Origin of the sequence: Rugamonas violacea (genome assembly GCF_016461825.1) — a bacterium.
In the GTDB taxonomy this organism is placed as follows: domain Bacteria; phylum Pseudomonadota; class Gammaproteobacteria; order Burkholderiales; family Burkholderiaceae_D; genus Rugamonas.
This window is the reverse complement of sequence record NZ_JAEMNU010000125.1, coordinates 84,081-100,500: the sequence shown is the minus strand read 5'-3', so window position 1 is coordinate 100,500 and position 16,420 is coordinate 84,081. Positions and strand designations below refer to the sequence as shown.

The 16,420-nt window shown below is 70.1% G+C and carries 12 protein-coding genes; 4 read left to right on the top strand and 8 right to left on the bottom strand.

Annotated features, from left to right (window positions below):
• Positions 1-137 precede the first annotated feature (137 nt).
• Positions 138-1,115, bottom strand: coding sequence for an EDSAP-1 family PEP-CTERM protein (locus H7U20_RS30815; protein WP_199761676.1), 978 nt, complete (start codon positions 1,113-1,115; stop codon positions 138-140).
• A gap of 261 nt (positions 1,116-1,376) precedes the next feature.
• Here H7U20_RS30815 and H7U20_RS24085 point away from each other — a divergent pair, with 261 nt between their 5' ends.
• Positions 1,377-2,120 carry an N-acyl amino acid synthase FeeM domain-containing protein gene (locus tag H7U20_RS24085; protein ID WP_199761675.1) on the top strand — a complete coding sequence of 248 codons (744 nt, stop codon included), beginning with the start codon at positions 1,377-1,379 and terminating at the stop codon, positions 2,118-2,120.
• 9 nt (positions 2,121-2,129) lie between these two features.
• The gene (locus H7U20_RS24080) at positions 2,130-3,767 is read left to right on the top strand and encodes an FAD-binding oxidoreductase (RefSeq protein ID WP_199761674.1); all 1,638 of its coding nucleotides are present in this window, start codon (positions 2,130-2,132) and stop codon (positions 3,765-3,767) included.
• A 9-nt stretch (positions 3,768-3,776) separates the two neighbouring features.
• Here the strand turns inward: H7U20_RS24080 and H7U20_RS24075 are convergent, their stop codons facing one another.
• On the bottom strand, positions 3,777-4,529 hold the full coding sequence (locus H7U20_RS24075) for a S1 family peptidase (RefSeq protein ID WP_199761673.1): 753 nt from the start codon (positions 4,527-4,529) through the stop codon (positions 3,777-3,779).
• A gap of 112 nt (positions 4,530-4,641) precedes the next feature.
• Complete coding sequence (prsT, locus tag H7U20_RS24070) at positions 4,642-7,476, bottom strand: XrtA/PEP-CTERM system TPR-repeat protein PrsT (protein ID WP_233411037.1); 2,835 nt, start codon at positions 7,474-7,476, stop codon at positions 4,642-4,644.
• 213 nt (positions 7,477-7,689) lie between these two features.
• On the opposite strand from prsT, the gene H7U20_RS24065 reads away from it, so the two are divergent.
• Positions 7,690-8,970 (top strand): nucleotide sugar dehydrogenase, encoded by a 1,281-nt coding sequence (locus tag H7U20_RS24065; RefSeq protein ID WP_199761672.1) that lies wholly within the window; start codon positions 7,690-7,692, stop codon positions 8,968-8,970.
• On the top strand, positions 8,970-10,040 hold the full coding sequence (locus H7U20_RS24060; RefSeq protein ID WP_199761671.1) for an SDR family oxidoreductase: 1,071 nt from the start codon (positions 8,970-8,972) through the stop codon (positions 10,038-10,040). The genes H7U20_RS24065 and H7U20_RS24060 overlap by 1 nt, the downstream gene beginning before the upstream one ends.
• Before the next feature lie 3 nt (positions 10,041-10,043).
• Here the strand turns inward: H7U20_RS24060 and H7U20_RS24055 are convergent, their stop codons facing one another.
• The 5 genes from H7U20_RS24055 to H7U20_RS24035 all read right to left on the bottom strand — a co-directional run bounded on the left by H7U20_RS24055 (position 10,044) and on the right by H7U20_RS24035 (position 16,140).
• Complete coding sequence (locus H7U20_RS24055; protein WP_199761670.1) at positions 10,044-11,435, bottom strand: SpoVR family protein; 1,392 nt, start codon at positions 11,433-11,435, stop codon at positions 10,044-10,046.
• On the bottom strand, positions 11,432-12,595 hold the full coding sequence (locus H7U20_RS24050; RefSeq protein WP_199761669.1) for a DUF444 family protein: 1,164 nt from the start codon (positions 12,593-12,595) through the stop codon (positions 11,432-11,434). Before H7U20_RS24050 ends, H7U20_RS24055 begins: the two co-directional genes overlap by 4 nt.
• 13 nt (positions 12,596-12,608) lie before the next feature.
• A complete protein-coding gene (locus tag H7U20_RS24045) occupies positions 12,609-14,555 on the bottom strand; it encodes a serine protein kinase (protein WP_199761668.1) in 1,947 nt (648 codons plus the stop codon).
• 214 nt (positions 14,556-14,769) lie between these two features.
• Positions 14,770-15,681: a LysR family transcriptional regulator gene (locus tag H7U20_RS24040; RefSeq protein WP_199761667.1), complete on the bottom strand. Its 912-nt coding sequence runs from the start codon at positions 15,679-15,681 to the stop codon at positions 14,770-14,772.
• A gap of 27 nt (positions 15,682-15,708) precedes the next feature.
• The gene (locus tag H7U20_RS24035) at positions 15,709-16,140 is read right to left on the bottom strand and encodes an SEL1-like repeat protein (protein ID WP_199761666.1); all 432 of its coding nucleotides are present in this window, start codon (positions 16,138-16,140) and stop codon (positions 15,709-15,711) included.
• Positions 16,141-16,420 lie beyond the last annotated feature (280 nt).

The window sequence follows — 16,420 nt, the reverse complement described above, 5'->3', positions numbered from 1 at the left end:
CGTTCGCGACCAATTCATGGAAATAAGTTGGCGAAATCCAGCTAGACGCGGCAGAGCAGCCCTCATCTAGCTTCAAGTCCGACAGACTGCTAGTGGCGTGCGGCGCTGTCAAATTTTCCGACGGCGCCGCCCGCCGCTCACCGCCCGCGGCGCCGGCTGACCAGCGACATGCCCAACAGCCCCGCCGCGAACACCGCCAGCGTGGCCGGCTCCGGCACCTGCTGCTGCAGCGCGTTGGCCAGCGTGTTGTGCTGGATGGTGATCTGGTAGGTGTCGGTGGCGTTGAGCAGGCCGGTGGTCGAGGACAGCGCGAAGCTGGTCAGCGCCGCGTTGTAGGTGGTGATGCCGGGCAGGCCGTCGGTGCGGCTGACGGCGGACAGGCCGTTGAGCTCGCTTGGCGTAAAATCGAAGATGGTGCCGCCGCCGGTGCTCAGGTCGCGGATGTTGATCGACCAGGAGATGCGCGCGTTGGCGTTCGCCGTCGGGCCCGAGCCGAGCGACACGTAGGCCTGCGAGAACGGCGTCGCGTCGAAGGAGATGGTCATGGAGTCGGCGGCGCCCAGCGTGAAGTTGAAGGTGGTCGAGGTGCCGACGTCGGAGTTGCCCGAGGCCACGCCGTTGCTTCCCAGCGAGGCGTCGGCCCGGGTCTGGGCGTGGGCGCCGGCCGGCGTGGCGCCGATGGTGATCGAGGCGCCGCTCAGGTTTTGGTCGGCGTAGCCGAAGGTGCCGGGCACCGGTGGCGGGAAGGGGAAGGGGGCGAAGTTGTTCTCGGCCAAGGCCGGGCAGGGCGCGCCCACGCACTGGTGCGGCACGTCCGGCGTGGTGCCGCTGAGAATGCCGAAGGACTGCGCGCCGTTGGCGAACACGCCGTTGAGCGAACCGGTGGCGTGGGCGTCGTTGGTGCCGGTCAACACGGCGAAGTCGGCGGTGCTGAAGGCGCTGCCGTTCGAGTGCAGCAGGCGGAAGTTGTTGATGTCGAGGATGGCCGAGGCGAAAGTGCTCGCCTGCGCGGCGCCGGCCAGGCCGAGGCCGGCGATCAGCCCGGCGGCCAGTAGGCTTTTCTTGGTGGCGTTCATGGTGTGCTGCTCCTTAAGGTGGGTGGTTGCGATGATCACGGCCGTTGCGCTGCCGGTGACAGGGAGAGAGCAGAATCCGTGCCAAAACACATATATCGTTTGAAAACAAAGGCTTGCCATTGATTTTTGGCGTGGTGCAAGACGCGGCCGGGGCGGCTGGCAAATCCGCCGACAGCGGCGGCGGCCGGCGAAAAAAAAACCGCGCCGGAAGGGAACTTTTCATTTGCATGGCGGGTCTCATGAGCATGAGTCCAGTTCGCCGCCCGCGCGGCTGGCCGACAGACGACAGAGGGAGCCACCGTGCAACAAGACGACACAATCATTTCCTTCGAGGCGGCGGCCGGTCTGCGCGACCTGATGCTCGGCGAGGGCAGCAGCGATCCCGCACTGGACCACCAGATCGACCAACAGACTTTCCACATCCGCATGGCCAACTCGCAGGGGCGGCGCGAGGCGGCCAGCATGTTGTTGAAGAAAATGTACGGCTGGCGCGGCTACGCGGTCGACCCGCTCAACGCCCATCCGCTCAACAAGATCACCCTGTTCGCCGAGACCGGCGGCGTGACGGTGGGCACCATGTCCCTGTGCCTGGACAACGCCGAAGTCGGCCTGCCGGCCGACGAGAACTTCGGCGACAAGCTGGACCTGCTGCGCCAACAGCGCCGCCGCCTGTGCGAGCCGTCGCGGCTGGCGATCGACAAGGGCGTCTCGAAGCGGGTGTTCGCCGCCCTGATCCACATCTCCTACATCTATGCCCACAACATCCACCATTTCACCGACTACGTCATCGAGGTCAATCCGCGCCACGTGATGTTCTACAAGCGCATGCTGGGCTTCCGCGACTTCGGCGGCGAGCGCCCCTGCACCCGGGTCGGCGCGCCGGCCGTGCTGCTGCGGCTCGAGCTCGACTATATGGGCGAGCAGATCCGCCGCTTCGGCGGCTTGATGGAACAGCAGACCAGCGAGCGCTCGTTCTACCCCTATTTCTTCCCCACCTGGGACGAGCCCGGCATCACCTCGCGGCTGATGCAGGGCCGCGGCTAGGGTGGCGCCATGGCACCGTCGCCCGCCCCGGCCGCCGAGACGGTCCAGGCCGCGCTGGCCGCCTGGGACGCGCTGTTGGGCGCGCCGCGGGTGCAGCGCGACGCCGCCACGCTGGCGCGCTACGCCAGCAGCACCGGTTCCTGCGGCACGCGGCCGCTGGCCGTGCTGCGCCCGGCGACGACCGCCGAAGTGGCCGGCGTGGTGCGGGTGGCCGGCCGCCACGGCCTGCCGCTGTATCCGCTCAGCACCGGCCGCAACTGGGGCTACGGCGACGCCTGCGCGGTCGGCGACGGCCAGGTCATCGTCGACCTGGGCTCGATGAACCGCATCGTCGAGGTCGACGCCGAGCTGGCCTACGCGGTGATCGAGCCGGGTGTGACGCAACAGCAACTGTCGCGCCACTTGCTCGAGCACCGCCTGCCGCTGTGGATGGACTGCACCGGCGCCGGGCCGGACACCAGCCTGGTCGGCAACATCCTCGAGCGGGGCTTCGGCCATTCGCCCTACGGCAACCGCTACGCCAACGTGGCCGGCATGCAGGTGGTGCTGGCCGACGGCGACATCGTCGAGACCGGCTTCGGCCACTATCCGCAAGCCAAGGCGGCGCGCTTGTTCCCCTACGGACTGGGGCCGCATCTGGACGGCCTGTTCACCCAGTCCAACCTGGGCATCGTCACCCAACTGGGCCTGTGGCTGATGCCGCAGACGGCCTGCGTCAACCACTTCATCTGCCGCCTCGAGCTGCACGGCCGGGTCGGCGCGGTGGTCGACGCGCTGCGCCCGCTGCGGCTGGACGGCACCCTGCGCAGCATCGTCCACGTCGGCAACGACCTGCGCGTGCTCTCCGGCGGCGGCGTGTTCCCGCGCGAGCTGGCCGACGGCCAGGCGCCGCTGTCGGCCGCCGTCCGCCTGGCGCTGCGCCAGGCCGCCGGGGTCGGCGCCTGGACCGTCTCGGGCGCCCTCTACGGCAGCCGGGCCCAGGTGGCGGCGGCGCGCGGCGCGCTGCGGCGGGCGCTGGCGGCGGTCGGCGAGCGGCCGCAGTTCCTCGACGAGGGCAAACTGGCGCTGGGCGACCGGCTGGCGCGCCTGCTCGGCGGCGCGGCCGGCCGGCGCCTGCGCGCCAAGGTCGAGTTGGGCCGCGCGCTGTTCGAGATGAACCGCGGCGTGCCGAACGGACGCTTCCTGGCCGGCGCCTACTGGCGCCGCCGCGGCGGCCTGCCGCCCGGCTTTCCGGCCGGCGCCAATCCGGCGCTCGACAACTGCGGCCTGCTGTGGGTCTCGCCGGTGCTGCCGCTGCGCGGCGCCGATCTGCTCGCCGTGTACGCGCTGGCCGAGCCGATCTTCGCGCGCCACCGCTTCGACCTGTTCGCCACGTTCAGCATGATCAACGAGCGCTCGCTGGGCGGCGTGCTGACGGTGGCCTACGACAAGGAGGACGCCGACGAGGTGGCGCGCGCCAAGGCCTGCTACCAGCAGTTGTTCGACGCCGTCATGACGGCCGGCTACATCCCCTACCGGGTCGGCCTGCAGTCGATGGACCGGCTCGACAACGGCGACGACGCCTATTGGCGCACGGTGGCCCGCCTCAAGGCGGCGCTGGACCCGGCCGGCATCCTGGCGCCGGGCCGCTACCAGGGGCGCGGCTAGGCGGCCGCCTCACTTGCCTTGCAGCAGGTCGCGGATGAAGTTCGACGGGATCGCGTAGGTGATGCCGCTGGGGGTGGAGATCGCCGCCTCCTTCAAGCCCTTGACGTAGACCATGTTGATGACGCCGTAGACCTGGCCCGTCTCCGGGTCGTACAGCGGGCTGCCGCTGTTGCCGGGATAGGCCGTGCCGTCGAGTTGGAACACGGCGTAGGGCGAGCGCTGCAACTGTCCGACCAGCTTGACGTCGAGCTTGCGCGAACTGAGCGAGGGCATGGCCACCGGCGTGATCGAGGAGACCATGCCGCGGTGGGTGACGTGGTGCAGGCCCAGCAGCATGCCCAGCGGGAAGCCGGTGAAGGCCAGCGCGCGGCCCTCGGCCACGCCGGCCGAGTCGCCCAGTTGCATCGCCGGCAGCGGCGCGCCGGGGATGCGCAACTGGGCCAGGTCGTGCTCGCGGTCGACGGCGACCACGCTGGCGGCGCGGAACTGCGAGCTTTCGCCCATCGGGATCAGCACGCCGAGGGTCTCGTTCTGCTCGACGTTCTGCAGGTCTTGGATGACGTGGGCGGCGGTGATGACGCTGAGGCCGTCGCCGACCACGAAGCCGGTGCCGACGAAATTGATCGCCGGGCTGCGCAGCTTCTGGAAGCTGCCGATGCCCACCACCGAGCGTTTGGCCGCCTCGATGGCGAGCGGCAGGTCGGCGGCGCCGACCTGGCAGGCGGGCAGAAACAGCAGGAGGGCGGTCAGGCACGTGCGCATGGTGGGGTCCGTGGTGGTTGGGAGCGGCGACTGGCTGCTACGGTAGCACACCGCCGGCGCCGCCGCCCCGGCACGCGGCCGGCGCCGGCGGCCGAGCGGCGCCGCGGCGCGCCTACAGCCGCGCCAACACGGCCTTGACTTCGTCGCGGCGGCCGAAGTCCTTGCCCGCCAACACCTTCTCGAGCTCGTTGCGGGCGCCGCGCCGGTCGCCCGATTTGAGCAGGCTCATGCCGAGATGGTAGCGTATCTCGCCGGCCTCCGGCGCCCGTTCGCTGGCCTGGCGCAGCAGCGGCACGGCGCGCGCCTGGTCGCCGCGCTCGGCCAGTATCCAACCCAAGGTGTCGAGCACGGCCGGGGTGGCCGGCGCCAGCTTGTAGGCGCGCTCGGCCAGTGCGACGGCGCGCTCGTCCTTTTGCTGCTGGTACAACCAGGCCAGGTCGTTGAGGGCGATCACGTTGGCCGGGTCGTCCTGCAGGATGCGTTCGAACTGCTCGCGCGCGGCCGGGTAGGCCTGCTCGGCCAGCAGGCTGCTGGCCAAATGCAAGCGGGTGGGTTGGTCGGCCGGATGCTGCTTGAGCCAGTCGAGCAGGCGGGCGTTGGCCTCGCGTCCCTTGCCGAGCGCCTTCAGCGCGGCGTGCAGGGGAATCAACAGCGGGCCGGACGGCGCCAGGCCGAAGGCGCGCTGGTACAGCGCCAGCGCCGCCTCGGCCTTTTGCTGGGCCAGCAACACGTCGCCCTCGAGCTTGTAGCCGAGCGGCGCCTCGGCGTGGCGGCGCTGCACCTCGCGGGCTTGCGCCAGCGCTTGCGGATAGCCGGCCCGGGCGATCAACAACTGGATCAGCGCGGTCTGCGCCTGTGGCAAGTCGGCCTGCAGCGACAGCGCCTTGCGCAGGCTTTGCATGGCGCCGTCAACATCGCCGGCGCTCAACTGGGCCGTCGACAGGCGCATCCGCACGGCGGCCGAGGCCGGTTGCAGCACGGCCAGCTTGGCGAGGCTGTCGGCCGCCGCCTCGTGCTGGCCGGTCTGGGTCTGCGTCTCGGCCAGCAGGGCCATCGTGTCGGCGTTGCTGGGGTTGCCGGCCTGCAGCTTTTGCGCCAACACCAGCGCCTTCTGCTGCTCGCCGCCACGCAGGTAGAAGTGGGCGAGCAGCAGCGACGGCGCCAGCGCTTCCGGGTTGTCCCTGGCGGCGCGTTCGAGCCAGACGCGGGCTTCGGCCGGCTTGCCCTGGGCGGTGGCCAACTTGGCCAGCGCGCCGAGGATGGCGGCGTTCTTGGGGGCGCGCCGCAGCGCCGCCTCGTAGCGCTGGCGGGCCTGCTCGGGATGCTTTTCCATCAAGTCGAGCTGGGCCAGGTTCTCCAGCGCCGGCAGGTAGAGCGGATCGAGCGTCAAGGCCCGTTCGAAGCTGGCACGGGCGCCGGCGACGTCGCGGCTGGCCAGCTGCACGCCGCCCTTCAGGTTGAACACCAGGGGATTGCCGCCCTGCTGACGCTCCAACTGCTGGACCGCCGCCAGCGCCTTCGGAAAATTCTTGGTGCGCAAATGGGTCAGCACCAGCAGCACCCCGGCGCGGCCGCCTTTGGGTTCCAGGCCGGCGGCCCGCTCCAGTTCGGCGATGGCGCGGCCGCTTTCGCCCATGCCCATCCGGCTCATGCCGACGGCGGCGTGCAGCATGGCCGCCTGCGGCGCCAGTTCGCTGGCCTGTTCGAAGGCGGCGGCGGCCTTGTCGAACCGGCGGCTGCGCATATACGCCTCGCCGGCCAAGGTCAGCAGTTCGATGTCGCTCTGCCGCGCCGCGCCGGCCGGCTCGAGCAGGGGCTCGATCAATTTGAGCGCCTGCTCCGGCGCGCCGTTCTTCAGGGCGACGGTGGCCATCAGCTTGCTGGCGTAGACCTGCCTGGGGTTGGCGGCCAGGAACTTGTCCAGCAGTTGTTCGGCCTGTTGATAGGCGCCCAGGCCCAGTTGCACGGCACCGCACAACAGCACGCTGGGCATGTGATCCGGCGCCACCCGCAACACCTGTTGCAGCTGCTCGAGAGCGGCGGCCAGCCGGCCCTCGCGGAAATCGATCAGCGCCTGGGTGTAGACCACCAGCAGTTGGCCCGGCCCGACCTTGCGCGCCAACGCCAGGGCGGCCTTGGCCTGCTCGATCCTGCCGGCCTGCAGGTGCAGATTGGCGATGTCGACATGGGCCTGCACCTGTTCCGGACGCAAATGGATGATGTGCTGGTAGGCCAGCAGCGCGTTGGCGCCGTCGCCCTGCAGCCGCAACAGGTCGCCCTTCAGGCGCAGATGGTCGAGGTCATTGGGATCGCGCTGCAGGGCCTGTTCGACCAGCAACAACGCCGCCTGCGGCTGCTGGCGCATTAAGGCCAACCTGGCCTGGCCGAGCAACGCGCCGGCGTAGCCGGGCTGCCCCTTGAGCGCCAGCTCGAACAGGCGGCTGGCAAGCTCGGGCTGGTTTTGCGCCAGCGCCGCGTTGGCGCGCAACACCAGATAGGCGGGCTGGTCGGGGGCACCCTTGAGAAGCTCGGCAATCTGCTCGAACTGGCCTTGCAGCAGCATGGCCCGGCCCAGGGCGGGCAGCACCTTGTCCTTCGCCTCGCCCAGCGCCAGCGCGCGGCGCAGTTCCTTGTCGGCCGACAGCACGTCGCCCGTCTCCAGATACAGCTGGCCCAGCAGCAGGCGGGCCGCGCCGTTGCCGGACTCCTGCTGCAGCACGTTTTTCATTTCGATGATGGCGGCGCGCGTCTTGCCCTGTAGTTGATACTGGTGCGCCTGGGCCATTTGGGCGGCGCCGTCGTGGCGGGCGCAGCCGGCCAGCGCCAGCGCGGCGGCCAACACGGCCGGCAGCCAGCGGCGCATGCGCCCAAGCCAGGCCGGCAGCGGCGCGCGCGCGGCGCCCGGCGGCGATGACGCGGTGCCGCGCGCGGCGGACAACTGGAGCATGGCTTTCTCCCGCTTGAACAGTAAGCACTAGGTTAGGAAGAAGGCCGGCCGCGCTCGTTGATCCGGCACAAACAAGCTCGGAATGCGTCCCAAACGGCGCGCCCTTGTGCCGCCTCAAGCATGGGGGGCGGCGGCCTCGTAGAATCGCCTCAGGCGCTCGTCCCCGACGGGGCGGTCGCCGCGCAGGCCAACCATCTGGAACGGGGTGACGATATGGACGTCGTGGCGGTAGTGGGGCTGGGATATGTCGGGTTGTCGCTGGCGGTGGCCTTCGGCGCGCGCCAGCGCACCATCGGCGTCGACCTGTCGGCGCGCAAGGTGGCCAGCTACCGACGCGGCATCGACCCGGCCGGCGAGGTCGACAGCGCCCGCTTCGCCGCCGCCAAATGGCTCAGCATGGGCTGCGATCCGGCCGAGCTGGCCGCCGCCGACTGCATCGTGGTGGCGGTGCCGACCCCGGTCGACAGCGCGCACAACCCCGATTTCACCGCGTTGGCCGGTGCCAGCGAGGCCGTCGGCCGTCACATGAAACGCGGCGCCGTGGTTATTTACGAGTCGACCGTCTACCCCGGCGCCACCGAGGGGATTTGCATTCCGCTGCTCGAACGCCATTCCGGCCTGCGCTGGCGGCACGACTTCCACGTCGGCTTCTCGCCCGAGCGCATCAACCCGGGCGACAAGGAACACACGCTGACATCGATCCGCAAGATCGTCGCCGCCGACGACGACGCCACGCTGGAGCGCGTCGCCGCCCTGTACGAGGGGGTGGTGGTGGCCGGCGTGCACCGCGCCTCCAGCATCCGCGTGGCCGAGGCGGCGAAGGTGATCGAAAACACCCAGCGCGACCTGAACATCGCGTTGATGAACGAGCTGGCCATCATCTTCGACAAGCTCGGCATCGACACCCTCGAGGTGCTGCAGGCGGCCGGCACCAAGTGGAACTTCCTGCCCTTCCGCCCCGGCCTGGTGGGCGGCCACTGCATCGGCGTCGATCCCTATTATCTGACCCACAAGGCCGAGATGCTCGGCTACCACCCGCAGGTGATCCTGGCCGGACGCCGCATCAACGACGGCATGGCCAAGTATGTCGCCGAGCAGACCGTCAAGGAGATGGTGCGCGCCGGCTTCCGTCTGAAGGACTGCTGCGTCAACGTGCTCGGCCTGACCTTCAAGGAGAACTGTCCCGACCTGCGCAACTCCAAGGTGGCCGACCTGGTGCGCGAACTGGAATCCTACGGCCTGCGCGTGCTGGTGCACGATCCGGTGGCCGACCCGGCCGACGCCGAGCACGAATACGGCATCCGCCTGTGGCCCTGGGACGAGTTGCCGGCCGGCGAGGCGCTGGTCTGCGCCGTGTCCCATCGCGCCTTGCTGAACCGGCCGCTGGACGACTTCCTCGCCAAGCTCAAGCCGCAGGGCTGCTTCATCGACGTCAAATCGCATTTCGACCCGCTGCCGCTGCGCGCGGCCGGCTTGCGCGTGTGGCGGCTGTGATGGCGGCCGACTACGGCAACGGCGCGCCCGCCGAGTCGGCCTACCAGCGCGTGCGCGAGCGGCTGGCGCAGCGCCGCCACCACTGGCTGGTCACCGGGGTGGCCGGCTTCATCGGCTCCAATCTGCTGGAAACGCTGCTCGAGCTGGGGCAGCGCGTCACCGGCCTGGACAATTTCCTCACCGGCCACCGCCACAACCTCGAGCAGGTGCGCCAGACGGTCGGGCCGCGCGCCTGGGAGCGCTTCTGCCTGATCGAGGGCGACATCCGCGACCTCGAACAGTGCCGCCAGGCCTGCGCCGGCGTCGACTACGTCTTGCATCAGGCCGCGCTGGGCTCCGTGCCGCGCTCGATCGTCGATCCACTGCTGTGCAACGAGATCAACATCGGCGGTTTTCTGAACATGTTGGTGGCGGCGCGCGACGCCGGCGTGGCCCGGCTGGTCTACGCCGCCTCGAGCGCCAGCTACGGCGACGACGCCACGCTGCCCAAGGTCGAGAGCCGCAGCGGCCGGCCGCTGTCGCCCTACGCGCTGAGCAAGACCGTCAACGAGCTGTACGCCGACGTGTTCGCCCGCTGCTACGGCGGCGAGGCGATCGGCCTGCGCTACTTCAACGTGTTCGGCCCGCGCCAGGACCCGCAGGGCGCCTACGCGGCCGTGATTCCGCTGTGGATCGCCGCGATGATCCACGACCGCCGCCTGGTGATCAACGGCGACGGCGAAAGCAGCCGCGACTTCTGCTTCGTCGGCAACGTCGTGCAGGCCAATCTGCTGGCCGCGCTGAGCGAGCACGCGGCGGCCGCCAACCAGGTCTACAACGTCGCCGCCGGCGGCCGCACCTCGCTCAACGAGCTGTATCTGTTGCTGCACGGCCTGCTGCTCGAACGCTTCCCCCATTTGCTCGACTACCGCCCCGACTACGCCGACTTCCGCGCCGGCGACGTGCGCCACTCGCAGGCCGACATCGGCAAGGCGGTCAGCCTGTTGGGCTACGCGCCGACCCACGATGTCGCCCGGGGCCTGAAACAGGCGATCCGCTGGTACGTGGGCAACCTGGCGCCGCCGCGCTAGATGCTAGGCCGGCCGCGACGGCTTGCCGCCGCCCGTTTCGACGCGGCGGCCGGCGCCGCGGAAGTCCACCGTGTCGAGCGCCACCGGACGGCGCCAGACCCGCGCGACGTAGTCGAGCACCCGCTCGGCCTGGGCCAGGTCCAGGCCACGGCCGTCGGCCAGGTGGTCGTGGCTGAGCAGCAGGCTGCCGTCGGCGCCCAGGGGCTGGACGGCGATCGAGGGCGCGCCATAGTGGTAGCGCGGCGCCAGGATCGCCTCGCGCACGGCCGCCAGGTCGCGGCTGGCGACGCGGGTCTCGCCGTCGCCCCGGGTCTCGTAGACGAACAGGTCCAGCCGCCGCGCCAACTCCTCGTCCAGGTAGTTGCGGATGAAGCCGAAATCATCCTCGTCGCGGCAGATGCGGCGCGCCTCGGCCAGGCCGCGTTGTTCGACGATCTGCTCCCACATCGAAAAGCCCAGGTGGTAGGGGTTCAGCGCCAGCGCCAACTGGCGCTCGCCGCCATAGGGCCGCACCACGTCGGAATGCGACTTGATCGCCTCCAGGTACAGCTCGGGCGGCAGGAAGTGCGCTTCGCGCAGCAGGCGGGCGTGCCAGTACGAGGCCCAGCCCTCGTTCATGATCTGGCAGGCGTACACCGGGTAGAAATAGTAGGCCTCCTCGCGCACGGCGAGGAAGATGTCGCGCTCCCAGTCGTCGAGCTCCGGCGCGTGGCGGGCGATGAACCACAGCAGGTCGGACTCCGGCCGCGGCGGCAGCGGCGGCGGTTCGCCGCGCGGCGGCGGGCGCGGCGGCGTGGCGGCGCCGGGCAGGGCCTGGAAGCGGCGCTCGAAGGGACCGGCGGCGCGCTCGGCGGCGCCGGCCGGCGCCGCCGGATAGTCCGGCCGGTGCAACGCGGCGTTGGCGTCGATGTGCGGCTCGAGCGCCAGCGCGGCGTCGAGCACCGCCTCGACGCGCTGCTGGCCGTGGCGCCCCAGCGCCGCCTCGATGCGCCGCGCCCTGGCCGCGCTGCGCTCGAGGATGTCGCCGCCGGCCATCTGCATGAAGCGGCAGAACAGGGCGTTGTTGCGGGCGAAGTCGGCGTGGCCGAGGACGTGGGCGGCGACCAGGGTGTTCTCGGCCAGGCTGTTGCCGTCCATCATATAGGCGCGGCAGGGGTCGCCTGGGAACATCACCTCGAAGATGCGCGAATGGCCCATGTGCTGCTGCACCAACTGGTGGATGTAGCGCACGCCGAAGGACCAGTGGCGCATGCGCACCGGCAGGCCGTAGACGGCCACCTCCAGCATGAAGTTGGCCGGCACCAGCTCGAAGTCGACCGGATAAAAGTCCAGCCCCAGCCCGCGCGCCAGCGCGGCGATGCGCGCGATGTAGTGCTCCAGCGGCGCCGGCATCATCGATCGTCCTCCGCCGCCGGCCGGTGGGCGAGGAAGCTGCGCAATGCCGGCCAGACGTCGCCGCCGGCGCTGAGCACGCTGCTGCCGACCGGCAGCCCCTGGCGCGCCAGCTCGGCGCACAGGCGGTGCATCTCGGTGTCCACGCCGCGCCCGGCGCCCGGCAGCGTCTCGGCGTAGGCCAGGTAGTTGAGCTGGCGCGCCAGTTCGCCCAGCCCGGCGCCGGCCGCCGCCCGGTCCTCGGTGAAATTCTCGCCGTCGGAGGCGTAGAACAGGTAACTGTTGTAGTGGCTGGCGGCGTATTGCTCGCGCAGCAGCGACAGCGCCAGGCGGAAGGCCGACGAGGCGATCGTGCCGCCGGCCCCGCTGACCTGGAAGAAGTCCTCCTCGGAAAACTCCCAGGCCCGCGTGGTGTGCGCCAGGAAGCGCGTCTCCACCTTGCGATAGCTGCGCCGCAGGCCCTGCAGGGCGAAGAAGAAGAAGGTCTTGGCCAGCGTGCGCTCGGCCTCGCCCATGCTGGCCGAAACGTCGAGCACGAAGAACACGACGGCGCTGGCGCTGGGCCGGCTGCGCGCCGTCAACTGGCGGAAGCGCAGGTCCTCATTGACGAAGGGCAGGGGATTGACCTGCATGGCGCGGCGCTTGATGGCCTCCTTGATGGTGCGGCGCCGGTCCAGCCGCGAGCTGGCGCCGCGCTTGTCCCAGCCCTCGCGCACCAACTCCGCCTCGGCCAGCGGGCCGCCGCGACGCGGCTCCAGCCGTGGCAGCTTGAGCTCCTCCCACAGCCAGTCCATGATGTCGTCGATGGCGAACTCGAGCAGCAGGCGCACCGCGCCCTCGCCCTCGCCGCCGCCGGACGCGACGGCAGCGTCGTCGGCCGAGTCGCGCGGCGGCCGCAGCAGGTCGCCCGGCTGGCCGTCGCCCTGGCCGGCGGCGGTGGCGTGGCGCGGCTCGGCCAGGCGGAAGCGGGCGTGCTCAAGCAAGCGCACCGGCACCTGCACGCTGCGCTCGCCGGCGCCGGTCATCAGGTCGGGGCCGGCGATCAGCTCGGGCAGGTGGTCGCGCACCGCCTCGCGCACCTTGTCGTTGTGGCGCAGCCAGTCGCGCGCGCCGCGCGAGAACAGCTGGTACCAGCTGCGGGCGGGGGGGGACTGGTCGGCCATCGCTGCGCCCCGGTCATTCCTGCGCCAGCAGGGTGGTGACGTAGTTGAGGGCTTCGCGCGCGCTGTGGCCGTCGTAGCCGTACTCGTCGACCAGGCGCTGTTCGACCGCCGAGATCTTGCTGCGCACCTCGTCGTCGGGCCGCTTGGCCGAGCTGACCAGGCGCAGCACGTCGCGCCGCTGCTCGAACAGGTATTGCTGGACGGCGTCGTTGAGCAGGGCGTGGCTGCCCAGGCCGAAGCGCTCGCCGCGCTTGAAGGCGCCCATCGCCTTGCGCACCACCTCCTGGCGGAACGACTGCTTGCCCGAATCGGAGATGTGGATCTTTTCCTCGACGGCGCGGAGGAAGCGCTCGTCGGGCCGCCGCTCCTCGCTGGTGATCGGGTCCTTGACTTGGCGGTTGTCGAGCATGGCCTCGACCTCGTCGAGGTACTTGGCCAGCAGCTCCTGCGCCTCCTGCGCGAAGGAGACGAACAGCGCCTTGTGGACGTCCTCCTTGACCCAGCGGTTGTAGAAGTCCTTGCGCGTGAGCACCAGGAAGTCGACCCAGCGGCGCTTGCGTTTCGGCTCGATGCGGGCGTCGCTCTCGATGCCGTCCTTGAGCGCCAGCAGCAGGTCCATCGTGCTCAGGCTGTTCTGCTCGGACTGGATGATGGCGTTCGACAGGGCGTTGATGACGAAACGCGGCGACACGCCCGACAGCCCCTCGTCGGGGGCTTGCTCGCGCTCGCGCAGGCGCCTGGACTCGGCCTGGTTGACCCCCTCGACCTCCTCGCCGGCGTGGATGCGCACCTTCTTGACCAGTTCGGCGTCCTTGTCCTCGCCCTCGCGCAGCCGGCTGAGGATGGCGAACACGGCCGCCGCGTGCAGCACATGCGGGTCCAGGTGCACCTGGCGGAAGGCTGGCGCCGCCGACAGGATCAGCTTGCGGTAGATGCGCGCCTCCTCGCGGTAGTCGAGGGTGTAGGGCACCTGGACGATGACCATGCGGTCGAGCAGCGCCTCGTTCTCGCTCTCCTGCAGAAATTTGCGGAACTCGGCCAGGTTGGTGTGCGCCAGGATGGTCTCGTCGAGGTAGATCAGGGGAAAGCGCGACACCTTGACGTTGTTCTCCTGCGTCAAGGTCAGCAGCAGGTAGAGGAACTCGCGCTTGACCTTGAGGATCTCGATCATCTCCAGCACGCCGCGGCTGGCGGCGTAGACGGCGCCCGACCACGACCAGGCGCGCGGATCGCCCTCGTCGCCATACTCGGCCACCTTGGACAGGTCAACCGAGCCGACCAGGTCGGCCAGGTCGGCCGTGGTCGGATCGTGCGGCGCGTAGGTGCCGATGCCGCTGCGGCCCGCCTCCGACAGGTAGACGCGCTCGACCGGCATGCGCAGGAAGTCGCCGGCGTAGTGCTGCTCCAGGCCGGCGCGACAGTACGGACACAGTTCGCCGCGCACCTCGACGCCATAGCTGTCGCGCAATTGGCCGCGCAAGGTGTGCGGCACCAGGTGCAACGGCGACTCGTGCAGCGGGCAGCCGGCGATGGCGTACAGGGCGCCGTCGTCGGTGTAGCTGTACTCCTCCAGGCCGCGCTTGAGCAGGATCACCAGGGTCGACTTGCCGCCCGACGGCGGCCCCAATAGCAGCAGCAGGCGCCGTCCCACCTCGGAGCCGGAGGCCGCCGCCTTGAAGTAGTCGGCGACGCGGGCGATGGCGTCGTCGATGCCGAACAACTGGTCGGCGAACAGGCGGCCCGGCGCATCGGCGTCGCCGGTGCGGCGCAGCATGTCCCAAACGTATTGGTGCGAGTTGCGCGCCAACAGCAGCGGCGCCTGCGGCAGCACCTGCGCCATGAAGTCGGCGAAGGTGCCGCTCCAGTGGCCGACCCGGTGTTGCTGGGTGAAGGCGGCCAGGCTGTCGAGAAACTGCGCATGGCGGGGGGCCGTCCCGGCCGGCGATTCGGCTCGATTCATCGTCACTTTTCCTCCTGAACAAGGCCGCTGCGGGCGAGGGCGAAATTCAGTATCGGCCTTGCCGGCGGCCGCAGGCATGACCTCGATCAATCGAGCAAACGGATATTTTGCCCCGGCGCGGCACTCTAAGTACTTTGGCGCCGAGCGCGCGCGGCGCCTCGGCCGGGCCGCCTGGGCTCCGCTTCAAAGCCGGCTACGAGGCCCGCTTCACACCTCAGTCGGCCCGCTCCCAGGGCGGCACGCCGGCGAATTCGGCGACCAGGAAATCGATCATCACGCGGACCTTGGCGCCCAGTTGGCGCCGGCTCGGATAGACCGCCAGCACGTCGATGTCGGGCAGGCGGTAGTCGGGCAGCAGTTGTACCAGGCGGCCGGCGCGCACGTCGGCGCCGACCAGGAAGCTGGGTTGCCAGATCACGCCCATGGCGTCGAGGGCGGCGGCGCGGGCGGTGTCACCGTTGTTGGTGTGCATGGCGCAGCGCACGGTGACCGGGTGCGGCCGGCCGGCGGCGTCGCTGAACTGCCACTCGTCGGCGCTGGCGGCATAGCTGTAGCCAATGCAGCGGTGGCCGAGCAACTCGGCCGGCGTGGCCGGCGTGCCGTGCTCGGCCAGGTAGGCCGGCGCGGCGCACACGATGTTGCGCGAGGTGGCCAGCTTGCGCGCCACGTTGCTGCTGGAGCCGGCGCGCGAGATGCGCACCGCCAGGTCGTAGCCGTCCTCGACCAGGTCGACCACCCGGTCGCCCAGCGAGACGTCGAGCTCGACCTCGGGATACAGGCGCATGAACCTGGCCCACAGCGGCGCCAGGTGCAGCACGCCAAAGCTGAGCGGCGCGTTGATGCGCAGCAGGCCACGGGCCTGCAGCGTCGACGAGGAAACCAGCGCCTCGGCTTCGGCGACGTCGTCGAGGATGCTCTTGGCGCGCTCGTACAGCGCCTCGCCGCTGGGCGTCAGCGACATCTTGCGCGAACTGCGGTTCAACAGGCGGGTCTGCAGATGGGCTTCGAGTTCGCTGATATAACGCGTGACGTTGGCCGGCGACGTGTCGAGCGCCTCGGCGGCGCGGGCGAAGCCGTCCTTGCGGACCACTTCGACAAACACTTCCAGGGCGCGCAATCGGTCCATGGCGGGGCGCTCGCGGCGAACGGCGGCTTAGTAGCGGCTCAGGCTGACGCTGGGCGGCGCGGTGACGTCCTTGAGCATGCGGCTGGCGCTCAATTCGTTGGCGGTGGCCGGGCTGTTCAGCGCGCTGGCCTGGCGGTACATGGTCTCCAGATTGACGGCGGCCTGGCTGTCGCCGGCGCGGGCGGCGCGCTCAAGCAGGCGCAGCGCCTCGCCGTGTTTCGACGGATCGGCCTGGTAGCGCAGTGCCAGTTCGCGCTGCGCCACCGGCGAGCCCTGATCGGCCCATTCGCGCAGGCGGCGCTCGGCGGCGCTCTGGCCGGCCGGGCCGATGTGCAGGGCGGCCGCCTCGATCACGTTGGCCGGCGGCATGGCATCCTCGTGTGCCTGGCAAGCGATCAGCGCGCCCACCGCCACCAGCAGCGACGACACCAGCAAACCCGACTTGTTGAATAATTCCATGTACTTGTAACCTTTAGTTGACCCCGGGGCGTGGTGGCTCGCGTCCGCCGCCCGGCTTGGCGCAGCCACGGAACGGACAATCGGACCGATGCGGCGCACCATTATACTTGCAGTGTGGAAAATTGCAAAACAAACAATCTTGCCACCGCCGCCGGGCGCCACCCGGGCGGCCGGCCACGGCCTTTCCAGGCCGGACGCTGGCGATCTTAGCATGAACAAATCGGCGCGCAGAAGGCGGCCGGCCGTTTCGCTGTAACAAGTGTAACCATTCGTTAATGCC

Bases quoted from the DNA above. Each gene is read 5' to 3' on its own strand.
- H7U20_RS24080 (WP_199761674.1), top strand. From the start codon at position 2,130: ATGGCACCGTCGCCCGCCCCGGCCGCCGAGACGGTCCAGGCCGCGCTG.
- H7U20_RS24075 (WP_199761673.1), bottom strand. From the start codon at position 4,529: ATGCGCACGTGCCTGACCGCCCTCCTGCTGTTTCTGCCCGCCTGCCAG.
- prsT (WP_233411037.1), bottom strand. From the start codon at position 7,476: ATGCTCCAGTTGTCCGCCGCGCGCGGCACCGCGTCATCGCCGCCGGGC.
- H7U20_RS24065 (WP_199761672.1), top strand. From the start codon at position 7,690: ATGGACGTCGTGGCGGTAGTGGGGCTGGGATATGTCGGGTTGTCGCTG.
- H7U20_RS24060 (WP_199761671.1), top strand. From the start codon at position 8,970: ATGGCGGCCGACTACGGCAACGGCGCGCCCGCCGAGTCGGCCTACCAG.
- H7U20_RS24055 (WP_199761670.1), bottom strand. From the start codon at position 11,435: ATGATGCCGGCGCCGCTGGAGCACTACATCGCGCGCATCGCCGCGCTG.
- H7U20_RS24050 (WP_199761669.1), bottom strand. From the start codon at position 12,595: ATGGCCGACCAGTCCCCCCCCGCCCGCAGCTGGTACCAGCTGTTCTCG.
- H7U20_RS24045 (WP_199761668.1), bottom strand. From the start codon at position 14,555: ATGAATCGAGCCGAATCGCCGGCCGGGACGGCCCCCCGCCATGCGCAG.
- H7U20_RS24040 (WP_199761667.1), bottom strand. From the start codon at position 15,681: ATGGACCGATTGCGCGCCCTGGAAGTGTTTGTCGAAGTGGTCCGCAAG.
- H7U20_RS24035 (WP_199761666.1), bottom strand. From the start codon at position 16,140: ATGGAATTATTCAACAAGTCGGGTTTGCTGGTGTCGTCGCTGCTGGTG.